We start from the raw sequence: 22,295 nt of genomic DNA, 5'->3' as shown, positions 1-22,295 counted from the left end.
GAGGCGAAAGCATGGGGTGGTGGCAGGTCGACGCGGATACCCTCGCGGGCAGCCGCTTCACCGTTTCACCACTGGCCGAGGTCACCGCGACACTGAAAACCCTGGAGCGCGGTACGGCCGGCCACCCCGGCGAAGGCGCCTGGCTGGCCGCGCACCTGCCCGCCTACCGGGCCCGGCTCGCCGCCGACCCGATCACCGCGCTGCTGCTGCGCATCGGCTACGGCGGCAGTTGGAACGCCGACTTCCTCACGCCCCCGCCGACCCGTGACCCGGAGCCGAGCTTCGACAGGGAACTGGAACGGGTCCGGGCGGTCTCCTCCGCCGACGCCCGGGCGGACCTGGAGGTGTCGATGGGCGGTCCACTGCCGCCCGCTCTGCGGCGCGACGACCTCGCCGCCCGCGCCGCCGACATCCTGGACTGGGTCTGGAGCGGGGTGGTCCGCCCCGACTGGCCGCGCCGCCGCCGGATCATCGAGGCCGACATCATCGCCCGCACCGATCGACTCGGCCGCGGCGGCTGGGCGGCGGCGCTGGACGACCTGCGCCCGGGTATGCGCTGGCTGGGCGCGAGCCGACTGCGGATCAACGCGTACGACTACCCGCCGCGCGATCTCGGCCGGGCGCGGCTGTCGTTCGTCCCGGTCACCCCCGGGCGCGGCTGGGTGGCCTGGGACGAGGCCCGGCACTACGCGGTGGTCTACCCCTGTTCCGGCGTGCTGGCCGACGGCCCCCGACCGGCCGCGGCCGATGCGCTGGCCCGCCTCCTCGGCGCCGGCCGGGCCGGGGTCCTGATCCGCCTCGACACGCCCAAGAGCACCAGCCAACTGGTCGCGCTCACCGGACAGGGCCTGGGCTCGGTCGGCCGCCACCTGCGGATCCTGCTGGACGCCCACCTGGTGCTGCGCCGCCGCGCCGGCCGCTCCGTCCTGTACTACCGCTCCCCGACGGGCGAGGCCCTGATCGCCGCCCAGACACCGCGCTGAACGGGCGCCGGCCCCGAACCGGGCGATGCGGCGCCACCCGCCTCCGCCGATGCGCCACCATGGCCCGATGAGGATCGAACCCGTCACCCCGTTGGCGCCGCGCGGGATCCGGCACGTGGTGCTCACCCAGCGCTGGAGCGAACTCACCTTCCTGCATTGGCCCGTGCCGCCCGCCGAGGTCGCCCCGCTGCTCCCGGAGGGCACCCGGCCCGACGTGCTCGACGGGGTGACCTACGTCGGCCTGGTTCCGTTCCGGATGGTCGACATCGGCCTGCTGCGGCTGCCGCGCGTCCCGTGGCTGGGCACCTTCCCGGAGACCAACGTGCGGCTGTACTCCGTGGACGATGCCGGCCGTCGCGGCGTCGTCTTCCGCTCCCTGGAGGCCGCCCGCCTGCTGCCCGTGCTGACCGCCCGGGCCACGCTGCGCCTGCCCTACCGCTGGGCCCGGATGCGGATCGAGCGCGCCGGCGACCGGGTGCGCTACACCACCCGCCGACACCGCCTCGAGGGCGCGCCGCACGCGGCGACGGTCGAGGTCCGCGTCGGGGCGCCGGTGACCGAACCCGGGCCGCTGGAACACTTCCTGACGGCGCGTTGGGGCCTGCACACCTCGGTCGCCGGACGCACCCTCTACCTGCCCAACGCGCATCCGCAGTGGTCGCTGCACCACGCCGAGGTGCTGCACCTCGACGAAAACCTGATCGCCGCCGCCGGCCTCCCGAACATCACCGGTGCCCCGACCAGCGCGCTCTACTCCCCGGGCGTACCCGTACGCTTCGGCCCACCCGTCACGGTCACCCCCGACACCTGACCGACACCCGCAACCGAGTCGGGCCCGAAGGCGCTCGTGGCCACGAACACCACGTCGCGCAACGCCCGCCCAGGTTGTCCAGGACGGCATTGCCGGGCCCGAACGCCGACCCGACCACCGACTCGGAGCCGGCCGGGAACAGCCGCCGGCGGAGCGACGGTTGGGTCGACCGAGCAACGCGGGTGCCCGTCACGGCGTCCCCATGCCGCACCGCCCCGCCCCCACGAACCGACCCGAAGGGCCGGCCGGTCACCGTCGATCCACCGATCGGACCGGCGGTGACCGCTCCGGAGGGCGCGGCCACCCCGAGCCCTCCGGAGCCCCGGCCGACCATCGACCGGCCGTGCCACGCCCACACCCACACGAACACCGACGCGCACCCGCTCAACCCCACACGAACACCACCCCGCGCACCCCGCAGCCCGGCGACTCGAACCGCTGCCGACGCGCACACCACGACTCGGCACCCCGAAAAGCGCGCGAGCGCACGGCGAATTGCCCGGTCACGGGCGACCGGTGACCGCATACGGCTCACGGATTGTCGATGTCGGTCTCAGTCCGTTCGACCGACGACGCGGTCGGCTCCCCGACTCGATTTCGCCTCGAATCCGGTTTCGAGGCCCGATCCGGATCACGGCCGAATCGGTGTCGCTCCCCGGGCGAAGCCCGGCAGCGCATCCCCATCATCCCCACCCTCCCCACACTCCCGGGTCACGCGGTCCCCACCGCCTACCGGGCCAATCCCTCCCGCAGGCGTTCGATGTCCTCGGCGTCCTTGGCCCGGCGCGGTCGGTGCGGTCGCCAGACCGGGGTCATCAACTTGATCTCGATCTGGGCCTCTGGCGAGATGATCGGACACGACACCCCGGCCAACTTCCCAGGGGGAGTGTCGAGCATCCCGTCCGGCCAGCGGGCGCCCGCCCACGGGCCGCCGGCCACGATCACGTGGCCCTCCGGGTCGCGATCCAGGAAGGCAAAACCCAATTCCACGTCTCCCGTCGTGTAATCGAGCTGCTGTTCGGCCGGTGCCCGGGCCAACCGCACGAAGCCGCGCGCAGCGAACGCGACCGTGAGCGCCGGGGCGTCCTCGGCCCACGCGAACCAGTCGACGTCCACATGCTCCCGGGTGATCCGGCCGAGGTAGAAATCCATCGCCCAACCGCCGCGCAACCAGACCTCGATACCCAACTCTCGGGCCAGGTCCTGGACTTCGACGATCAGTGCGAGCTGTTTGTCGGCATCCGACGACACAGTCATGGGCTTACCGTAGAGCGCCCGAATCCCGACTCGGCACCGTCTTGGCCGGCCGTCATCCACCCGTGACCGAAACGGGCGTCGATCGTGGTTCCGGCCATGTGCCGGACCCGCCCGCGCTCACCGGACACCACCGGAATCAGCCATGGCCCCGATCGCCCCGTCGGAGTATCGACACGGAACAACCACGAGGTCCCGACCCGATGTCACCCGCCACGCCGACGACACCCACGCTCGACAGAGTGTCCGAATACCGCCGCCCGACGCCCTTTTCCCTCGGTCGCCGAACAATTACACACAGTCATCATTCATTGTCGAAACGTGCCTCCCGCCGGTACGCCTCCATCTCCGCGGCCGTCGGCGGATCCGCGCCCGGGCGGGAGCAGGTGAGTGCCGCGATCGACGAGGCGTCGACGAGCAGTTCGGCCAGGGTCGACGGGTCGAGGTCACGGACCCCGTTCGGGCTCAGCAGCTCCCGCCGACGGAGCGCGTCCAACAGCCCGGCCGTGTACGCGTCGCCCGCGCCGACCGTGTCCACCACCCGCACCGGCACGGCCGGGATCGTCGCCCGGCCCGCCCGGCAGACCCCGTACGCACCTTCGGCCCCCCGGGTCACCACGACCAGACCCGGCCCCCGGCGCAGCCACTCGTCCGCCACGTCGCGGAACGACCGCGCCGGATACAGCCATTCCAGGTCCTGATCGCTGACCTTGACCAGATCGCACAGATCCACCAGCGCCTCGATCCGCACCCGAGCCGCCTCCGGCTCGCCCATCAGGGACGGCCGGCAGTTCGGGTCGTACGACACGAGCGCCCGGCGCCCGGCGTGCGCGGCGGCCAGCAACTCCCGTACCGTCTCGGCCCCCGGCGCCAGCGTCGTCGCGATCGATCCGGTGTGCACGCACCGCGAGTCGGCCGGCACCCGCACCGTCGCGGGCAGATCCCACACGATGTCGAAGGAGTAGTCGGCCACCCCCGCCGCGTCCACCCGCGCATACGCCACGCTCGTCGACCCCGAGTGCACGCCCTCCGGCGCCGGCACCACCCCACTCGCGGCCAGGTGCGCGGCCAGCAACTCGCCGTACTCGTCCTTCCCATAACGGGTGATCAGCCGCACGGGCACCCCGAGCCGACCCAGGCCGACCGCCACATTGGCCGGACTGCCGCCCGGATGGGCGACGGGCGCGCCGCCCTCGGTCCGGACCAGATCGATCAACGCCTCGCCGATCACCGTGATCACGGCCGAACCTCCCTCGTCGTACGCCGACTTCGCGTCTCGCCCGGTCACGGCCCCACCTCGCCCGAACCCCGGGGGATGAGCCGGGTGCGCATGTGTACGTGCTGGACCGGGGTCGGATCCCCCGCCAGCCGCCGGAACAACAACTGTGCGGCGGCCTGTCCGAGGCCGGACGGATCCTGGGCGACCACGGTCACCGCCGGCGTGAGCATGTCGGCGAGTTCGAAGTCGTCGAAGCCGACCAGGGCCGGCTGTACCGGGGAGCGGCGGATCTCGCGCACCGTCTCGACCGTGAACCGGCTGTTCCCGCAGAACACCGCCGTCGCCGGATCGGCGCCGCCGAGCATCGCCCGCAACCACGCGCGCAGTTCCTCGCCGTACGGCGGCCCGTTGTACACCAGGCGCGGATCGACCTCGATGCCCGCCTCGGTCAACGCCTCGCGGTATCCGCGCACCCGCTCGCGCGCGGTGAAGATCTCCAACCGGTCGCCGATGAAGGCGATCCGCCGATGCCCGTGCCGGACCAGATGCCCGACGCCGGTCCGGGCCCCGCCCACGTTGTCGACCAGGACCGTGTCCGCCTCTATGTCGCCCGGCGGCCGGTCGACGAACACGCACACCATGCCCGCCTCGATCTCCGGCAGCAGATAGGTATGGCTGCCGCTGGCCGGCACCACGATCAGCCCGTCCACCCGCCGGGCGCACAGCGCCAGCACGAGGTCGCGCTCCTTGTCCGGATCCTCCGCCGACGACGCGCTGAACAACACCGTGCCGTGTTGGTGCGCGATGTCCTGGATGGAGCGGGTGAGCGCGGACGAGAAGGGATCCGCGGCGTCCTCCAGCACCAGGCCGATGCTGGAGGTGTGCCCGGAACGCAGCTGCGCGGCACTGTCGTTGCGGCGGAACCCGGTCTCGGCGACCGCCGCCCACACCGCCTGCCGCTTGACCGCGCTCACGTTCGGCTCGCCGTTGATCACCCGCGAGACGGTCTTGATCCCCACGCCGGCGAGGGCGGCCACGTCCTTCATCGTGGAGCGCCCGCGCCCGCGTGGTCGCTCCGGTGTCGTCGGGCCGGCCATCGCATTCCTTTCGGGCGACCGGGCTCACACCCGGCACTCACGGTGCGTGTTGCGCGTTGCGTGGTGTGCGTGTTGCGCGTGGGTAGGGGCACGGGAGCGGGACGGCGCCGCACTCACCCCACAGCCCGACGACGCAGCGCCTCCGCGATGGTCGGTGCGGACCGCAGCCGAGGCAGCAGGGTCGCCTGGACCGCGTGGTACGCGTCGGGCTTGCCCCGCCAGACGTCGGCCGAGGGCCGCGCGTCGGCGTCGAGTTCGTGATGCCAGCCGCCGTGCTCCCGGTCCAGGAATACGGCGTCGGCATGCTCCCACCACACTCGGTACCAGTCATCGTAGTCGGCGTCCCCCGAGGCCCGACGCAGCGCCGCCGCGGCCGCGATCGCCTCGGCCGCGACCCAGTGCATCCGGGTCCGGACCAGCGGTTTCCCGGACCAGTCGACGGTGTACACGAAGCCCGGCCGACCGTCGGCGCGCCACCCCTCCCGCACCGCCGCGTCGAACAGCGCCACCGCGTCCGCGCGCAGCCACCCGGGCGGCTGCGGCAGCGCCTCGGCCAGCGTGACCAGCAGGCGGGACCACTCGAACCAGTGGCCCACGGTGGCGCCGTAGGGACGGAACGGGTCGGCGGGGCGCTCGCGGTTGTACTCGGGCAGTGGGGTCCAGTCCGCGGTGAAGTGTTCGATCAGCCGCCAGTGGTTGGCGCGGGCGTGCTCGTGCACCACCCGCTCGGCGATCCGCAGGGCGCGTTCGCGCCAGCGGGCCTCGCCGGTGGCGTCGGCGGCGGCCAGGAACGCCTCGACGGCGTGCATGTTGCTGTTGGCGCCCCGATACGGCTCGCCGACGGTCCAGGTCCGGTCCCAGGATTCGGCGCAGGCGCCGCGGTCCTGTTCCCAGAAGCGGCGCTCCACCACGTCGAGGGCCTCGGTGAGCAGCGCGGGCGCCTCGGGATGACCGGCGGCGCACGCGCTCGCGGCTGCCAGCACGACGAACGCGTGGTCGTACATCCGCTTGCCCTCCGGTCGATCGGGGTCGGCGCCGGTGTCGCCGTCGCCCGGCGCGGGTCGGCCGGCGCGATCCACGACCGGATGCCAGCCGCCGTACTCGTGGTCGCGCAGCGGCCCGGTCAGCGCGGCGATCCCGTGCGCCACGAGCGCGCCCGCCTCGGCGGCGTCGAACGCCGACCCACGGGCCTCCGCACGCAGCCGGGCCAGGGCGAACACGTGGGTCATCCGCGCGGTCACCCACGTGTGCACCACCCCGTCCGGCAGCGGCCGACCGACGTCGTCGAGCCAACCGAAGCCGCCGCCGGTCAACTTGGCGCCGGCCGCGAAGCGGATCAGCCGGTCGCATTCCGCGTCGAGCCGGGCCGTGTGCTCGGGGGAGTCCGGCCAGGGTTCCGGCCAGGGTTCAGCTGCCATGTGCCGCACGCTCCCTATGACATCGTTGTCATGCGGACCGTACCCGTCCCACCCCCTGCTGTCGACATCCCGCCCCGATCGTCCTCGACGGCCCTGCGTCCGGTGGTACCTGTCGGGGCAATCGCCGTAATCCCCACCCGGTTTCCGCCTCATCCGAGGTGGCACAACCCCTGGACACCCGCCGATGTGGCCGGCACTGTACTGACACCGTTGTCAGCGGCAGGCGGCGCGGATCCCCTCGTCCCCGTCCCGACACACGTGCGAACGCGTGGCGCCCGCCGGGTCCGGCCGAGCCGGCTCGCGGGGAACGACCCGACAATCCGAAGGAGTTGGGCACGTGCAACCCCTGATCGAAGGTCGCGGCCTGGTCAAGCGATACGGCCAGGTGCAGGCCCTGCGCGGCGCCGACTTCACGGTCTTCCCGGCCGAGGTGGTCGCGTTGATCGGCGACAACGGTGCGGGCAAGAGCACCCTGACCAAGACCCTGGCCGGCACCGAAGGCCCCGACGCGGGCCGGATCCTCTTCGAGGGCCGCGAGGTGCACATGGAACGCCCCACCGATGCCCAGGGGTTGGGCATCGAGACGGTGTACCAGGACCTCGCCCTGGCCCCGGATCTGGACGGCCCGGCCAATCTCTTCCTCGGCCGCGAACTGCTGCGCCGCGGTCTGGCCGGCCGCCTCGGCGTGCTGGACAAGGCCACGATGCGGGCGCGGGCGATCGAGGCGTTCGCCCGACTCGGCGTCGAACTCCAGGACGTGGACGCGCCGATCGGGACGTTGTCCGGCGGCCAGCGGCAGAGCGTGGCCATCGCCCGCGCGGTCGCCTGGGCGGACAAAGTGATCTTCATGGACGAGCCCACCGCGGCGCTCGGCGTACTCCAGCGCGGCCGGGTGCTCGATGTGATCCGCCGGGTCCGCGACAACGGCATCGCGGTCGTGCTGATCAGCCACAACATGCCCGAGGTGTTGTCGGTCGCGGACCGCGTCGAGGTGTTGCGCCTCGGCCGCCGGGTGGCGAGTCTGCCCGCGGCGGAGACCACGGTGGAGGAACTGGTCGGCGCGATGACCGGCGCGCTCGACACACTCGACACGGAAGGCGCGCCGGCATGAACCGCGACGACACGGCCACCACACCGAACTCCCAAGACCGCCCCGACCACCCGCCGCAAGACGAGACGCCCGACACCCCGGACACCCGACCCGACGCCAAGCCCGACGTCCGACCGGACGGCCAACACGATGCCAAGCCGGGCGCCAAGCCGGGCGCCGACCCGGGCGCCGACCCAGGTGCCAACCCGGACGCCCGACCCGCGAACCCATCCAACGGCCGTCGCGCCGATCCCCCCGAACCGCCGGACATCGACCCCGCCTCGACGCCCCGTGCACACCCCGCGGTCGCCTTCGCCCGCACGGTCCTGTGGCCCCGCCTCGCCCGTACCAACACCTGGTGGACCTTCCTGGTCCTGATGGTCCTGGTGGCCGCCTTCTCGATCATGCGCCCGTCGCAGTTCCCGACCACGTTCAACCTGCGCAACGTGGCCACGGACGCCGCCGTGCTGCTGATCATCGGCGTCGGCATGACCTTCGTGATCATCATGGCCGGCATCGACCTCTCGGTCGGCTCGGTCCTGGTGTTCGCGGGTGTCGCGGCGGCCAAGACGATGACCGCCGTCTCCGGCCCGGACGCGGGCTGGGGCGCGATCCTGCTCGGCGTACTCGCCGGCCTCGCCGCCGGTGCCGCGTGGGGCGCGTTCAACGGATTCCTGGTCGCCAAGGCCCGGGTACCGGCGCTGATCGTCACCCTCGGCAGCCTCGGCATGGCGCTCGGCCTGGCCCAGGTGATGACGGAGGGGCAGGACGTCCGGGGCGTGCCCACCCGGTTCACCGACACCATCGGCAACGGCCGGGTCCTGGGCGTGCCCTGGTTGGTGGTGATCGCCCTCCTCGTCACCGCGGTCGGCGCGCTCGTGCTCGGCACCACCCGATTCGGCCGCCGTACCTACGCGGTCGGCTCCAATGCCGAGGCGGCGCGCCGGGCCGGCATCCCGGTCGACCGGCACATGATCGCGGTGTACGCCCTGTCGGGCACCCTGGCCGGGCTCGCCGGCGTGTTGTCCCTCGCCCGCTTCACCACCACCACGATCGGCGGCCACGCCAACGACTCACTGGGCGCCATCGCGGCCGTGGTGCTGGGCGGTACCAGCCTGTTCGGCGGCATCGGTACCGTCGTCGGCACGCTGATCGGCGTGTTCATCCCCGCGATCCTGCAGAACGGCTTCGTCATCCTCGGCGTGCAGCCGTTCTGGCAGAGCGTCGCGGTCGGCGCCGTCCTGATCGCCGCCGTGTACGCCGACCAGTTGCGCCGCCGCGGTCGCCAACGCCGTTGAACCACACAGCGGTTGCCGAGCCACCATGCGCCCTTCGCCACCACCCCCGCATCGCCCCACCACCGCCAGGAGGCACTGCCCGATGAAGACACCGACCTACGTCGCCGTGACCATCGCCCTGACCGCGGTCGCCGCCCTGAGCGGATGCAGCGACGACGACGGCGGCTCCGGGGGCGGGCGCAAGATCACCTTCGTCCAGGGCGTCAAGGGCGACGAGTTCTACATCTCGATGGCCTGCGGCGCGCAGCAAAAGGCCAAGGAACTGGGCGTCAAGCTCGACGTGACCGGCGCGGACAAGTGGGACGCCTCGCTCCAGACCCCGGTGGTCAACGCGGTCGCGGCCAAGAGCCCCGACGCGGTGCTGATCGCGCCGACCGACACCCAGGCCATGCGTCAACCCGAGCAGCAGCTCAAGTCGCGCGGCGCGAAGGTGATCGAGGTGGACACCAAGCTCGACGACGCCTCGATCCGGGAGACCGCGATCTCCTCCGACAACGAACGCGGCGGCATGCTCGCCGCACAGACCCTGGCCGCCCAGGTCCAGGAGCGCGGCGCCGTCGCCGCGATCAGCGTCAAGCCCGGCATCTCCACCACCGACGCCCGCCTGAAGGGCTTCGAGACCGAGATCAGGAAGCACCCGGGCATCACCTATCTCGGCGTGCAGTACAACGACGACGACCCGGCCAAGGCGGCCTCGATCGTCACCTCCACCATCGCCTCGCACCGCGACCTGGTCGGGGTCTTCGCCGCCAACGTCTTCAGCGGCGAGGGCGCAGCCACCGGCATCGAGCAGGCGGGCAGGGCCGGCCAGGTCAAACTGATCGCGTTCGATGCCACCCCCAAGCAGGTCGAGGCGCTGCGCAAGGGCTCCATCCAGGGTCTGATCGCGCAGAAGCCCTTCGACATCGGCGCCCAGGGCGTGGAGCAGGCCGTGGCCGCCCTGGACAAGAAGCCGGTCCCCAAGGCCATTTCCACCGACCTGATCGCCGTCACCAAGGAGAACGTCGACCAGCCCGACGTCAGCAAGTACCTGTACAAGGGCGCCTGCTGAAGCGGAGGCCCGCGCCCCCGCGAGCCCCCGCACCCCGGACCCGCCCCGCGAGGGCCCTCGACGCGGTCGAGCCCCCGTGGGGAGTCACGGGGGCTCGACCAAGGATGTGCGCTCGGATGCGACGGTGTGCGTCGCGAGGGGGCGTACGCGACGTGCCGGATCCGGCCGGGGTGCGGAGGGGCCGGGGGCCGCTATGGCTCGACCGGTACCACCGGAATCGGTGCTACTTGATGATCGTGGTGAGCGGCAACTTGTCCTCGCGCTCGATGATGCACGCGGCCTGGTGGTTGCCGTGTCGCCACGACTCCATGTCCAGCGGGTACGTGAACGAGAACGTGATCTTCGGCGAGGCGGGCTGCCGGTCGACGATCGGGCCGACGTACTGCTCGCACAGTTCGCTGACCTTGTCCTCGTAGCCGGGGGTTTCCGGCGTAACCGTGGACGGCAGGTCGAAGGCCCGGCCGACCTGGCCGTTGTGCGACTTGCTGCACGGCACGTCGTCGGTCTTGGTGCCGTTCTGGTTGATGCACTGGCCGGTCTTGTACGTGAACGCGTCGATCACGTCGGCCGAGCCGCTCGCGGAGCCGGTCGGCTTCGGCAGACCCGTCGCCTTGCCGGTCGGCTTGCCGGTCGGGCTCGTGGTGGCCTTTTCGGTGGCGCTCGCGTTCGTGGACGCGGTCGCGGAGGACGAGGGAGCTTTGCTGCTCTTGTCGCTCTTGTCACTGCCGAGACAGCCGGACAGCAGGGCGGTGGCGGCGACGACTCCGGCCACGGCCGGCGCGATCGTGCGCAGGCGGTGGATGGTGGGCATGAAGGACACAACCTTTCGCTTTTCGGGACGCCCAAGATCCTGTCGCGATCCACGGTCGAAAGGTTGAGGGAAACGGTGCTTGAACATTCGCCGAAATCGGCGTATCCGCGCACGGTGGCACAGCCGCGGCAATCAGTCGCGGTACGCGTCGAACCAACGGGGTTCGATCCCGCGCCACGCGCCGTCCATCGTGTCCGATTCCCGCGCCCCTTCATCCTCGTACGCCGGCGCCGTCCACGCCAGCCCCTCGCGCGAGGTAGGTGCCGCGCCGCCCGGCGGCGCGATCCGGCGCACCGCCACGCCGACGACCTGATCGCGGTGCACGAAGCCGTACGCCCGCGAGTCCCAACTCGCGGCGGTGTTGTCGCCCAGCACGACCAGCGCGCCCTCGGGCACACGTTCCTCGGCCACGTCGCGCAGTACCGGGAACCGCTCCCGGGGCACCCGATCGCCGCCCACCGCCACCGCCCGCTTGATCATCAGCCGTCCGGCCGGTCGCGGGGCCAACTCCGGCCGCATCGGCAGCGCGGCCAGCTCCTGCGGGGTCAACTCCAGCAGCTCGGGCGGCAGTCCGGGCAGCGTCGCCGGATTGGGCACCAGGACGACCACCACCTGACCGGCCCGGACCCGGACACCGCGCCGCACCAGGAGCCGATCGCCCGGCGCGAGTGTGGGCTCCATGCTGGACCCCTCGACCGTGGCCACCAGATAGCGCTGCCGCATCCACAACAGCGCCGCCCCGCCCAGCGCCCCGATCGCCGTCCCGGCCGCCACGACCGTACGTCCGTGCACCCGTGCGCTCACTTCGCCTCCTGATATCCCGCGGCCTGGAGCCGGAAGAGTTTCGCGTAGTGCCCCTCGCGGTCGAGCAACTCCTCGTGCGAGCCCTGTTCGGCGATCCGACCGGCCGCCAGCACCACGATCACGTCGGCGTCGCGCACCGCGCCGAGCCGGTGCGAGATGAGCAGGCTGGTGCGACCCTCGCGGTACTCGCGCATCCGGGTGTGCACCTCGTGCTCGGCCTGCGGATCCAGCCCCGAACTGGGCTCGTCCAGGATCATCAGATCCCGCCCGACGCGCACGAACGCCCGGGCCAGGGCCAGCCGTTGCCACTGGCCGCCGGAGAGCACCACACCGGTGTCCGGGTTCTCCTTGTCCGCCTCGCTGAAGAACATCCGGGTCAGCAGCGTGTCGTAGCCACGCGGCAGGGCGGCCAACTTCTCGTGGATGCCCGCCCGTTGCGCGGCGGCCACGATCCGGTCCCGGTCCTCCGAGTGCGCCGGGTCGCCGAGCGCGATGTTCTCCGCCGCGCTCATGTCGTAGTTCATGTGGTCCTGGAACACCGCGCTGATCCGCTCGCGCAGCGCGGCGGGCGGGATATCGCGCAGGTCCACGCCGTCCCAGGTGATCCGGCCCCGGGTCGGGTCGTACATCCGGCACATCAGCTTGACCAGCGTGCTCTTGCCCGCGCCGTTGAGCCCGACCAGGGCCACCGCGCGGCCGTGCGAAAGGCTCAGGTCGACCCCGTTCAGCACCCAGGGGTGGTCCTCGCTGTAGCGGAACCAGACGTCGTGGAACTCGATGCCCGTCCCGGGCGCGGGTACCACCGTCGGTGCGGCGCTCGCCGAGACCAGGTCGGGTTCGGCCCGGGACACCGCGACGTAGTGGGTCAGGCCGAGCAGTTGCCCGTAGGTGGCGGCGATCGAGGCGACCAGGGTGTTCAGCGCGTTTTGGATACCGGTCAGCGCGGCGACGAACATCACCACGTCGCCGACGGTGAGCCTGCCGTCGTGGGCCGCCGTCACCGCCCACCACAGGCCGCCGCCGGCCACCGCGGCGCCGAGTGCGCCCAGTGCCGCCTGGGTGACGAACTCGCGCAGATCCATGCGCCGTTCGGCCTCGTTGGCGCGCCGCCGTTCGCCCATCATCCGGGCCCGCAGCATCGGCCCGATCCCGAACAGCCGGATCTCGGTGGCTGCCTGAACACCCGTCAGCAGCCCGCCGTAGAAGAACTCCCGGCGGTGCACCTGCTCGTTGTCCCACACCATCGCGGCCCGCATGCGGGACAACCGCAGTTCGGCGATCAGCACCGGCACACCCGCGGCCAGCACCAGGGCGGTCATGGTGGGGCTGAGGATCAACAACGAGCCGATGAAGCCGACCAGGGTCAGCGTGCCCTGCAGGGTGCTGCCCGCGCCGTCGACGAGGCCGCCGAAGTCGGTGGTGCTCTGCTTGGCCAGCCGCAGCCGGTCCAGGAACGCCGGATCCTCGAACCGGCGCAGCCCCACCTGGCGTTCGGCCGCGCCGAAGAGCCGATCGGTGGCCAGCACGCCGGTGGACCGGCCGATCTGGGCGTGCAGATAGCGGCCGAGCCCGGGTAGTACGGTCGCCGCGAGCCCGATGCCCGCGAGCGCGAGCACCGGCGCGGTGATCGTGTCGTGCGGGTCGGCCAACCGGTCGATGACCAGCTTGGTCGACCAGGCGGTGGCGATCGGCAGGCCCGCCGAAGCGATCGTGGCCGCCAGCGACGCGAGGGCCCGCCCGGGCGCGGCGCGCAGGATCAGCGCCAGCCCCACCCGCGCGGCGCCGGCCGCCTCGCGGGTGGATATCCGTCCGCTCACGCGGGGGCTTCGCTGAACAGGTCCGCCATCCGGCCGCCGGCGGCCACCACGCGTCGATCCCGCCCGAGCAGGTACAGCGAGGGGGTCCAACTGTTGTGGAAGGCCGCCTGCACGGCGCCGTCGTAGTCCTCCCGGATCACCCGGGCCACCGGGGCGAGGATCGCTGTCAACTCCGGGTCGTCGCCCGCGATCACCGTGATCACCCGTTCTCGCCCCATGACCCGGGCCTGTTCGGCGAACCGCGGCGCGAGGGTGTGGCAGGGCTCGCACTGTGCGGAGAAGAACCCGACCATGCCGTAGACATCGGAGTCGCAGACCTGCTCACCCTCGGTGGTGGTCGCGGTGAACACTTCCGGCTGCGCGCCGAGGGGCAGCCCGTGCGCGGGTGGGTCCGAGGGTGCGTGGCCGCCGTGCGCCGGACTCGATGGTTCGCGCAGGCGCCGGATCACGCCCAGGGTGAGCAGCAGATTGACCGCGGTGATCAGGGCGAGCAAGACCACGGCGGCGACCAGGTAGGGCATCAGGCAGTCCTCGCGAACAGGTCGACGATGTCGTCGAGGGTGATGATCAGGAGTGCGCCGACCAGGCCCGCCACGCCCGCGATCAGGCCGCCGGCGAGCGGCGGGGAGTCGGCGGCGCCCAGCATGGCGGCTGCGGCGCCGGCGCAGGCGGCGGCGAGCAGGACCGCGTTGCGGGCCAGGTGGCGCGCGCCCAGCGGGGCGTCGGAGGTGCCGAAGCAGCGGCACGAGGAGCGCCGGCCGCGCCGCAGGGCGCCGGCGATCGCGACGGTGAAGGCGAGCAGCAGCACCGCCGCGACCGTGAACCCGAGTGCGCCCAGGGGCGGGACCGCGACCAGGATCGGCACCGCCGTCTCCGCGGCCACCACGAGGAGCGCGATCGGCCGGGCCCGCCCGATCGGCATCGGCACCAGTCGCGGCACCGACGCGACGAAGCCCGCGAAATCCCGGAGCTTCGAGACCGCCGAGACGACGAGTACCAGGCCGACCAGACACGCGCAGCCCACATATACATACCCCATGGGCACCCCCTTTTATGGCGCACGGAAACAGCGCGCGCGAAATCATCGCGGCCCGCCGTCGAGTCGGGTGGGCTCGTTCGTCCTTCCGTGCCGGAAGCGGTGGTCGAGAGATCCGCGGGACGCCGACCTCGTGGGTCGGCGTCCCGAAATTGACGGCAGTAATCCCGTTGTACGTTATTGCGAGGCGAAGTAATTGCACCGGGGAAAGCTGTTGCCGCGAGAGCGATGGAGAGCGATTTCTTGGGGTCGCCGCGGGCGGGGAGGGTTGGGGGCCTGCCCCGCCCGCGACGGGGTCATCGGTGGATTGTCAGCATCCCTTGGCGATCAGCGTGGTCTGGCAGCCCTCGTTGAGGCAGCAGACGCGCAGGTAGTAGTACCCGTTCTGGCAGTAGTAGCGGGTCGAACAACCGGCTTCCACGGTGACCTTTTGGGTCATGCGGTTGAGCAGGCGGTCGGCGAGACGCATCATGACGTCTCCTCTCCCGGCCGGGTAGGGCCGTTTGGATTGGGTGATCGGATTATTTCCAGTTCCCCTTTTTATTGGCAAGACCCAAAATTGCGCCGGCCGATGATCGACATCGCCCGGTGTGGCCGTCGGCCAATTCCCGCCAGGTAATGGCAGGTTCGTTTACCCGCACGCGGACATATGGATACGACTGGATACGACGCTCTTACGGGACGAGGTGGGCGAAAGCGACGACATTGCCGGAGTAGTGATTCTTCTTGCTGTACGCACCACCACAGGTGATCAGCCGCAATTCCGGCCGCGCCGCGTCGCCGAACACCCGCGCGGTGGGGAACGCGTCCTTGGCGAACGCCTCGACCCCGTCCACCTCGAACGCCGCGACGCTGCCGTCCTCACGATCGATCTCGATCCGGGACCCGCGCGGGAGCGCGCCGAGCGGATAGAAGACCGCCGGGCCGGCCGCGGTGTCCACGTGGCCGGCGATCGACGCGGTGCCCTTCTGCCCGGGCGTGACGCCGCCCTGGTACCAGCCGGCCAGGTTGCGCTCGCCCTGCGCGGGCACGTCGATGCCGCCGTCCTTGTCCAGACCGACCCGCGCCAGCGGCGCCGAGATGCCCAGCGCCGGGATCCGGATCCGGGTCGGCGACGACGCGCGCATCGGCGCCGCCTCCGGCGCGGGCGCGGGTGCCTCGGCGGCGCCCACCGGCCCCGCGCCCGCGCCCACCGGCCCCGGAGCCGCCCCGGTGACCGGCACGGCCGCCGCGGCGGGCGGGCGCGGCGGCGGCCGGTCGGCGTCGAACCCGGCGGACAACAAAGCGGTGCCGCAGATCGCCAGCGCGCCGGTGGCCGCCGCCCAGACCAGGCGGCGGCCACTGCGTCGGTGCTGCCGATCCGCGGCGCCCTCGGGTGCCTCGGGTACGGAACGGGCCATCGGTCAGGCGGGGTTCGCGGCCCGACGGCGCAGCGCGACGAAGCCGGTGCCGGCCGCGCCCGCGAGCGCCAGACCACCCACCGCCAGCAGCGCCGGGTCCGCCCCCTGGGTGCCGCCGAAGCCGGCCGTGGACGGCGCGGTGGGCGCGCCGCCCATCACGTGCAGGCTGCCGATCAACTCCTGACCCTCACCGCAGACCACCTTGACCTCGTAGTCGCCGGTGGCCACGTCCTTGATGGTCGCCTGACCCTTGACCTCGTCGCCGGAACGGGTGAGAGTGACCGAGGACGTGAACGCCTCCGAGGTCGCGGTCGCGGTGTTCGCGGTGCAGTGCTTGTCGTCCGACAACAACACGGTGTCGCCGGGGCGACCGGAATCGGCCTGCATCGGCGTGGCGGCGAATGCCGCGCCTGCGGAACCGCATACGGTGAGACCGACGATCGTGCCGACGACGGCGAGACGGGCACAGCGCATTTCGTCCTCCAATGGGCAGCCGGAACCCGAACCCGACAGACCGGGCTCAAGGGGGAGTTCCGCTACAAGGAACGTAAAAAGTCGCCGAATCGCCCGCCACCGCTCGCCGCCGAACGGTGGATCACGCCGAGCGTGGGGGTGGAACGCGCCCGGCGGGGGGTTTACCGCTCCCGCACCGAGCCGCCCTCCGACAACCGGGCCGCCACCACCGCGATGTCGTCCTCCACGGGCGGCACCACCAGCCGGTCCAGGAGCGTGTCCACCAACGACTCCAACGGCGCGTCCGACGCCAGCCGCACCGAGGCCAGGCGGGCCAGCGACGCGTCGATGTCCTCGTCCCGACGCTCCACCAGGCCGTCGGTGTACAGGATCAGCACCCCGCCGGCCACGTCCGGCCGGATGTACGACGCATAACCCCCGCACCCGGTGCCCAGCGGCGGACCGGTCGGCAGGCGCAACAACCGGCTCGCCCCGTCCGGCGCGATCAGCAGCGGCGGCAGATGTCCGGCGTTGGCGAACGTGGAGATGCCCGCGTGCGGGTCGATCAGGACCAGCAGACACGTGGCCACCCGATCCAACTCCACCTCCTGGCTCATCCGATCGGCCTGGGCCAGGATCTCCTCCGGCGCCAAGCCGCCGGCCGCCAACACCCGCAGCAGCGCCCGATAGTGGCTCATGTCCACCGCCGCCTGCACGCCGTGCCCCATCACGTCGCCGACCGCGAGCAGCGTGCGCCCGCGCGGCAGCGCGATCGCGTCGAACCAGTCCCCGCCCACCTCCGCGCTGCGCCCGGCGGGCAGATACCGGGTGGCCAGTTCCACGTCCGGGTGCGGCACCTTGGGCCGGGACAACAACGCGCGCTGCAGGGCCAGCGCGACACCGTGCTCGCGCGAGTAGCGCCGCGCGTTGTCCACACACGTCGCCGCCCGGTACGCGAGGTCGCGGGCCATCTCCACGTCGTCCTCGGTGAACGGCGGCGAGGAGCCGGCCCGGATCAGGCTGAGGGAGCCGATGATCTCGCCGCGCGCGATCAACGGCACGATCAGCGCCGAGTGCAGGCCCGCCTCGCGGTACACCGCCACCCGCGACGCGTCCGGCGCGGTGGTCCGCAACCGGTCGTCGGGCGGCCGGTTGTCCACCACGGTGGCGCCGGTGCGCACCACGCGCGCCACGTCGGCGCCCGGCTGATAGTCGATGTGCTCGCCGGGCCGGCCCAGTACGGCGCCGAGCCGGCGCAGCTCAGGGATCGACGTCCACGCGGCCCGGCGCAGCCGCACGGTGTCCGGCGCCGGGCGCGAGCGACCGCTGTCCTGGTCCGGGTCGGCCGGCTCCAAGAGTTCCACACCCACCACGTCCGCGAGCACCGGCACCAGCAGCTCGGCCAGTTCGCGGCACGTGGTGTCGGTGTCCAGGGTGGTGCCGATCTCCAGCGCGGCCCGATCGAGCAGCGCGAGCCGCCGGTGCGCCTGATCCAGCGCCAGTTGGGTGCGCCGCGACCGGGTGGTCTCCATCAGGATCCCGACCACGCCGAACACCCCGCCCTCGTCGTCGAGGCGGTGATACGCGGCATGCCACCAGCGCTTTTGCGGCAGGCCGCGCACCGTGGTGATGCCGCTGATCGTGGTCTCGCGCGCGACCCCGTCGGCCAGTACCGCGCGCAGCAGGTCCTCGGGCACCTCCAGGCCGGGAAACCCCTCGGCGATGGAGCGCCCCACCTGCTCGCTCGCGGGCCGACCGTCGATCGCGGACATCGCCGGATTGACGTACACGTGCCGCAACCGCGGGTCCAGGATGCCGATCGGCGCCTTGGTCTCGGCCAGGACCCGGTGGAACAGCCGCAGCCGAGCGCGCACCGACAACCGCGAGTCGGCGCCGAGCAGTCCGCCCACGTCGAACTCGTCGTCCGCCGGGTCGACATCCCTGTGCAAGCCGCTCCCTCCTCGCCACCGCCGCCGTCACCCGCGCTCAGCCCGTGGGCACCCCCGACGGACCCGCGAGCGCGGCCGGGTCGAGAGGCGACAACCCGTACGCGCGCAGCGTGCCCGCGACGGCGGCGAAATCGGCGCCGGCCGCCACCGGCACCGCGGTACGCACCCGCGGATCGGCGGCCCGCGCGAACGCCCCCAGCACGTCCCGGGCCCCGGTCTCCACGAACAGCTCGATCCCCCGCTCCCGCAACGTGGTCACCGCGTTGCGATAGCGCACCGGGTGCCGCAACTGTCCGACCACGCCGTCGCGCAACTCCCGCTCGTCGGCGTAGTCGCGCCCCAGCAGCGGCGACAACACCGGATAGCGCGGAGGGTGGAACTCGACATCGGTACCGAGGCGACGCCACTCGGTCGCCGCCGACTCGCGCAACCGGTTGTGGAACAGGGTGCGCACGGTCAGCGGCTTCGAGGCCACCGCCCGCCGCTCGGCCAGCGCGGCGAACGTCGCCAACGACTCGTCCGGCCCGGAGACGACCGTGTGCTTCGCCGAGTTGTCACAGGCCAGATCGAGCCCCGGCAACTGCGCCGAACACAGCAGCTCCAGGGTGTGCCCCGGGGCCAACCGCAGGGTGAGCAGCCCACCCGGATCGCAGGTGTACAGCGTGCACGCCGCGGCCCGCGCCAGGTACAACCGCGCTCCGTCGCCCGCGGTGAACACCCCGGCCGCGGCCAGCGCCGCCATCTCGCCCAGGCTGTGCCCGAGCAGCACGTCGGGATGCACCCCGAAGTCGCCCTCCAACAACCGGAACGCCGCCAGTGCCCCCGCGTAGATGGCCAGATGCAGGGCCAGCTCGTGCCGATCCATCAACTCGTGCGCGTCCGGCGCGTGCGGATCGACGAGCAGGCGCGACGCCGGCAAGGTGGCCCGGTCGCCCACCGCGTCGTCGACCTCGTCCAGGGTGTCGCGGACGGCGGGGCGATCCTGGAGCCGGCGCAACGCGCCCGGCACATAGGAGCCAACACCGGGCATGACGATCGCGGTACGTGGCACGCTCACGGAGACTCTCCCTTGGCTCGGTGGTCTCTGGCACCAGGAGACGACTCGCGGGACTCGCGGCGACGGCTGCGCCGCGCGGCTCGCGGATCGCCCCCGCTCATGGCGGAAGCCCGGGCGCGCGGGTCGGGCGCGGTCCGGGTCGGGCGGGTGGGGACGGGGCCGTGGGCGGCGGGTCGGGAATGGAAGACGGCCCAGGGTTCCAGGAGAGTCGAGCCGGCCCATGCCCGCAACCGCGCCCCACGCCGCGACCACCCCCGGGCCGGGCCGCACACACGCCGGCCGACCGGCCCCGAGCCGGCCCCGGGCGGCCGGCGTCGGCCGTTCGGCCGTATGCCATCCGGGTGGACCCGACCGTGAGCCGGTCGCCGATTCGGGTGGAGAGCGCCGCCCGCCCGTCGCCCACGCGCACCCGGATCGTTGGGCCGAACGTGAACACCCCCAGCCGGGCACTCGCCGCCGGCCTCGTCGTCGCTGCCGCCCTCACCGGATGCACGGCCGCCGCCGCGCCGGCTCCCGACGCCGGCACCACGGTCGTGGTGACCGGCGACGACCGCTACGTTGTGGCGGACCACGTCGTGGTCCGCCACAACCCCTCCGCGCACTCCGCCGCCGTCGAGATCGTGCACCGCGGCGACGTCCACACCGTGCAACACACCTCGACCGCCGCCGCCGAACCGTCGGGCCTGCGCGCGGAACACGAGCCGGAGCCGGCGAGCGTGGATCCGGGAGCCCCGCGGGCCGAGGGCACCCCTATGCTGACCACGCCATGACCCGGGCATCCGGCCCGGCGGCGCACATATGCGAGGGGTTCGGATGAGGGTCGGCGTCATCGGTTTGGGCGACATCGCGGAAAAGGCCTACCTGCCCGTCCTGTCGACGCTGCCGGACCTCGACCTGCGGCTGCACACCCGTACGCCCGAGACGCTGCGCCGGATCGCCGCCGCGTACCGCGTGCCCGCCGAGCACTGCCACGCCGACCTCGACGGGCTGCTCGCCGAGGGGCTGGACGCGGCCTTCGTCCACGCCGCCACCTCCGCGCACCCGGCGCTGGTGACCCGGTTGCTGGAGGCGGGCGTGCCCACGTTCGTGGACAAGCCGCTGGCGTACACCCTGGCCGACAGCGCGCGCCTGCTGGAGTTGTCCCGCGAGCGCGGCGTCGGCCTGATGGTCGGCTTCAACCGTCGCCATGTGCCGGCCTACGCGGCGAGCCGGGACTTGCCGCGCGATCTGATCGTGGTGCGGCGCAACCGGGTCGACACCGCGCGCGAGGTGCGCACCGTCGTCTTCGACGACCTGATCCACGTGGTCGACACGCTGCGCTTTCTCGCGCCGGGCACGATCGAGCACGTCGACGTGCGGGCGCGGGTGGTGGACGGGCTGGCGCAACACTTCGTCCTGCACCTGTCCGGCGCGGGGTTCAGCGCGATCGGCACGCTCAACCTCCGCAGCGGATCGAACGAGGAGATCCTGGAGGTCTCCGGCCGGGACACGATGCGCGAGGTGTACAACCTGGCCGACGTCATCGACCACGACCGCGGCCTGCCGTCGGCCCGGCGGCGCGGCGACTGGACGCCGATCGCCCGGCAACGCGGCATCGAGCAGCTCGTGCTGTCCTTCACGGAGGCGGTCCGCACCGGCGTCTTCCCCGACCTCGACGATGTGCTGCGCACCCACGAGATGTGCGAACTGGTGGTCACCGAGGTGGAGAAGCACAACGCCTGAGCCCGCCGTCCTCGCCCATCACCCCGTCGCGCTGTGATCCGCTCGGGCGATCGCCGCCCGCAACACGTCCGCCGTGTCCGTGTGGGAGCCGATCTCGGCCCAATGCAGCGGGGTGTGTCCGGTGCCGTAGTCCTCGCGCAGGCGGGGGTCCGCGCCGTGGGCGAGGAGTTCGCGGACGGTCTCGGTGTGCCCCCAACAGGCCGCCGCGCACAACGGGGTGCCCTCGGTGCCGTGTCCGCTCTCGGTATCGGGCGCGGCGCCGGCCCGGAGCAGGAGCGCCACCACGTCCGCGGCGCCGTGCACCGAGGCGGCGTACAGGGGTGTGGTGCCGTGCCGGTCGGCCCGCCCCGGATCGGCGCCCGCCCGCAACGCGGCGGCGGTTGCCGCGAGCCGGCCCAGTCCGGCGGCGGCCACCAGCAGTGTCGACAGTCGTTTGCGCTCGCGATTGTTCACGCCGGCGAGGGTAGCGGGGCGACCACGACCGAGGGCGACCATTTCCGGGTCGCCGGGGTCGGTGCTAGGCGCGGTGTCGGGCGGCGGCCCTGGTGCTCTCTTCCACCCACGCGAGCTCGTAGTCGCGATCGAGGCGGTTCTGCTCGTTCTCGGAGAGGTGGTCCAGGGCGGGGCGCAGGTCGCGTTGTTCGTGCAGGAGGAGGCCGTCCATCGCGGACGCCGCGTCCTGCGCCTCGTCGTGGAAACCCGGGCCCTCCGGGCCGATTCGCGCGGCCGAGTCGAGGAACGCCTCGATCCGGCGACCCTGCGCGATCGCGGCGTCGATGTACCCGGCGCGTTGCTCGTCGGCGTTGCGGACCGCCGGGTACAACACCCGCTCCTTGGTCGCGAGGGTCGCCCGGATCGCGGCGTCGGCCTCGGCGAAGAGCGCGACGGTGCTCTGCGGGGTGGCCCGCCACCGGCGGATCAGCTCACGGAGGTTGCGGTTGTCCAGCACGGTTGTCTCCTCGCACGTCGACTCGGCCGCACCCGTCCGCCCCGGGCGGACCGGGCGGACCGGCGGGCATCACATC

23 protein-coding genes are annotated in these 22,295 nt (G+C 72.5%); 7 read left to right on the top strand and 16 right to left on the bottom strand.

Annotated features, from left to right (window positions below; translation table 11 throughout):
• Positions 1–11: 11 nt before the first annotated feature.
• Both ACFXKZ_RS28790 and ACFXKZ_RS28785 read left to right on the top strand, forming a co-directional pair.
• Positions 12–983, top strand: a complete 972-nt coding sequence (locus tag ACFXKZ_RS28790; RefSeq protein WP_380003965.1) for an ArsR/SmtB family transcription factor — start codon at positions 12–14, stop codon at positions 981–983.
• Positions 984–1,050: 67 nt separating this feature from the next.
• On the top strand, positions 1,051–1,794 hold the full coding sequence (locus tag ACFXKZ_RS28785; protein ID WP_380003964.1) for a YqjF family protein: 744 nt from the start codon (positions 1,051–1,053) through the stop codon (positions 1,792–1,794).
• Positions 1,795–2,523: 729 nt separating this feature from the next.
• Here the strand turns inward: ACFXKZ_RS28785 and ACFXKZ_RS28780 are convergent.
• From ACFXKZ_RS28780 to ACFXKZ_RS28765, 4 genes are all read right to left on the bottom strand, one after another.
• A complete protein-coding gene (locus ACFXKZ_RS28780) occupies positions 2,524–3,051 on the bottom strand; it encodes a nucleotidyltransferase domain-containing protein (RefSeq protein WP_380003963.1) in 528 nt (175 codons plus the stop codon).
• Between the two features lie 301 nt (positions 3,052–3,352).
• On the bottom strand, positions 3,353–4,336 hold the full coding sequence (locus tag ACFXKZ_RS28775) for a carbohydrate kinase (RefSeq protein WP_380003962.1): 984 nt from the start codon (positions 4,334–4,336) through the stop codon (positions 3,353–3,355).
• The gene (locus ACFXKZ_RS28770; protein ID WP_380003961.1) at positions 4,333–5,364 is read right to left on the bottom strand and encodes a LacI family DNA-binding transcriptional regulator; all 1,032 of its coding nucleotides are present in this window, start codon (positions 5,362–5,364) and stop codon (positions 4,333–4,335) included. The genes ACFXKZ_RS28775 and ACFXKZ_RS28770 overlap by 4 nt, the downstream gene beginning before the upstream one ends.
• A 113-nt stretch (positions 5,365–5,477) precedes the next feature.
• Entirely contained in the window at positions 5,478–6,782 is a 1,305-nt protein-coding gene (locus ACFXKZ_RS28765) for an AGE family epimerase/isomerase (RefSeq protein ID WP_380003960.1), read from the bottom strand.
• 337 nt (positions 6,783–7,119) lie between these two features.
• Between ACFXKZ_RS28765 and ACFXKZ_RS28760 the strand changes: the two genes are divergently transcribed.
• The 3 genes from ACFXKZ_RS28760 (at position 7,120) to ACFXKZ_RS28750 (ending at position 10,221) form a co-directional block, all read left to right on the top strand.
• Entirely contained in the window at positions 7,120–7,893 is a 774-nt protein-coding gene (locus ACFXKZ_RS28760; RefSeq protein ID WP_380003959.1) for an ATP-binding cassette domain-containing protein, read from the top strand.
• Positions 7,890–9,170, top strand: a complete 1,281-nt coding sequence (locus ACFXKZ_RS28755; protein WP_380003958.1) for an ABC transporter permease — start codon at positions 7,890–7,892, stop codon at positions 9,168–9,170. The genes ACFXKZ_RS28760 and ACFXKZ_RS28755 overlap by 4 nt, the downstream gene beginning before the upstream one ends.
• A gap of 82 nt (positions 9,171–9,252) precedes the next feature.
• Positions 9,253–10,221: an ABC transporter substrate-binding protein gene (locus ACFXKZ_RS28750; protein ID WP_380003957.1), complete on the top strand. Its 969-nt coding sequence runs from the start codon at positions 9,253–9,255 to the stop codon at positions 10,219–10,221.
• 223 nt (positions 10,222–10,444) lie between these two features.
• On the opposite strand, the gene ACFXKZ_RS28745 is transcribed toward ACFXKZ_RS28750, so the two are convergent.
• The 10 genes from ACFXKZ_RS28745 to ACFXKZ_RS28700 form a co-directional block, all read right to left on the bottom strand.
• Entirely contained in the window at positions 10,445–11,032 is a 588-nt protein-coding gene (locus ACFXKZ_RS28745; RefSeq protein WP_380003956.1) for a septum formation family protein, read from the bottom strand.
• A gap of 132 nt (positions 11,033–11,164) precedes the next feature.
• Positions 11,165–11,836, bottom strand: a complete 672-nt coding sequence (locus ACFXKZ_RS28740; protein WP_380003955.1) for a S26 family signal peptidase — start codon at positions 11,834–11,836, stop codon at positions 11,165–11,167.
• Entirely contained in the window at positions 11,833–13,653 is a 1,821-nt protein-coding gene (locus ACFXKZ_RS28735; protein WP_380003954.1) for an ABC transporter ATP-binding protein, read from the bottom strand. The genes ACFXKZ_RS28740 and ACFXKZ_RS28735 overlap by 4 nt, the downstream gene beginning before the upstream one ends.
• The gene (locus ACFXKZ_RS28730; protein WP_380003953.1) at positions 13,650–14,174 is read right to left on the bottom strand and encodes a peroxiredoxin family protein; all 525 of its coding nucleotides are present in this window, start codon (positions 14,172–14,174) and stop codon (positions 13,650–13,652) included. Before ACFXKZ_RS28730 ends, ACFXKZ_RS28735 begins: the two co-directional genes overlap by 4 nt.
• Complete coding sequence (locus ACFXKZ_RS28725) at positions 14,174–14,692, bottom strand: MauE/DoxX family redox-associated membrane protein (RefSeq protein WP_380003952.1); 519 nt, start codon at positions 14,690–14,692, stop codon at positions 14,174–14,176. The genes ACFXKZ_RS28730 and ACFXKZ_RS28725 overlap by 1 nt, the downstream gene beginning before the upstream one ends.
• Before the next feature lie 307 nt (positions 14,693–14,999).
• Positions 15,000–15,161: a hypothetical protein gene (locus ACFXKZ_RS28720; RefSeq protein WP_380003951.1), complete on the bottom strand. Its 162-nt coding sequence runs from the start codon at positions 15,159–15,161 to the stop codon at positions 15,000–15,002.
• Between the two features lie 202 nt (positions 15,162–15,363).
• Positions 15,364–16,089, bottom strand: coding sequence for a class F sortase (locus tag ACFXKZ_RS28715; RefSeq protein WP_380003950.1), 726 nt, complete (start codon positions 16,087–16,089; stop codon positions 15,364–15,366).
• A gap of 3 nt (positions 16,090–16,092) precedes the next feature.
• Positions 16,093–16,563, bottom strand: coding sequence for a hypothetical protein (locus ACFXKZ_RS28710; protein ID WP_380003949.1), 471 nt, complete (start codon positions 16,561–16,563; stop codon positions 16,093–16,095).
• Between the two features lie 161 nt (positions 16,564–16,724).
• Positions 16,725–18,491, bottom strand: a complete 1,767-nt coding sequence (locus tag ACFXKZ_RS28705) for a SpoIIE family protein phosphatase (protein ID WP_380003948.1) — start codon at positions 18,489–18,491, stop codon at positions 16,725–16,727.
• Positions 18,492–18,528: 37 nt separating this feature from the next.
• Positions 18,529–19,548 carry an ACP S-malonyltransferase gene (locus ACFXKZ_RS28700; RefSeq protein ID WP_380003947.1) on the bottom strand — a complete coding sequence of 340 codons (1,020 nt, stop codon included), beginning with the start codon at positions 19,546–19,548 and terminating at the stop codon, positions 18,529–18,531.
• Between the two features lie 428 nt (positions 19,549–19,976).
• Between ACFXKZ_RS28700 and ACFXKZ_RS28695 the strand changes: the two genes are divergently transcribed.
• Positions 19,977–20,318: a hypothetical protein gene (locus ACFXKZ_RS28695; protein ID WP_380003946.1), complete on the top strand. Its 342-nt coding sequence runs from the start codon at positions 19,977–19,979 to the stop codon at positions 20,316–20,318.
• Between the two features lie 43 nt (positions 20,319–20,361).
• Entirely contained in the window at positions 20,362–21,270 is a 909-nt protein-coding gene (locus tag ACFXKZ_RS28690; protein ID WP_380003945.1) for a Gfo/Idh/MocA family protein, read from the top strand.
• A gap of 18 nt (positions 21,271–21,288) precedes the next feature.
• Here the strand turns inward: ACFXKZ_RS28690 and ACFXKZ_RS28685 are convergent, their stop codons facing one another.
• Together ACFXKZ_RS28685 and ACFXKZ_RS28680 are read right to left on the bottom strand one after the other, a co-directional pair.
• Entirely contained in the window at positions 21,289–21,723 is a 435-nt protein-coding gene (locus tag ACFXKZ_RS28685) for an ankyrin repeat domain-containing protein (protein ID WP_380003944.1), read from the bottom strand.
• 64 nt (positions 21,724–21,787) lie between these two features.
• On the bottom strand, positions 21,788–22,219 hold the full coding sequence (locus ACFXKZ_RS28680; RefSeq protein WP_380003943.1) for a hypothetical protein: 432 nt from the start codon (positions 22,217–22,219) through the stop codon (positions 21,788–21,790).
• Between the last annotated feature and the right edge of the window lie 76 nt (positions 22,220–22,295).

Source organism: Embleya sp. NPDC059237 (assembly GCF_042754105.1).
In the GTDB taxonomy this organism is placed as follows: domain Bacteria; phylum Actinomycetota; class Actinomycetes; order Streptomycetales; family Streptomycetaceae; genus Embleya.
Note: the sequence above shows the minus strand (reverse complement) of the source record. Positions and strands in the feature narration are given on the sequence as shown.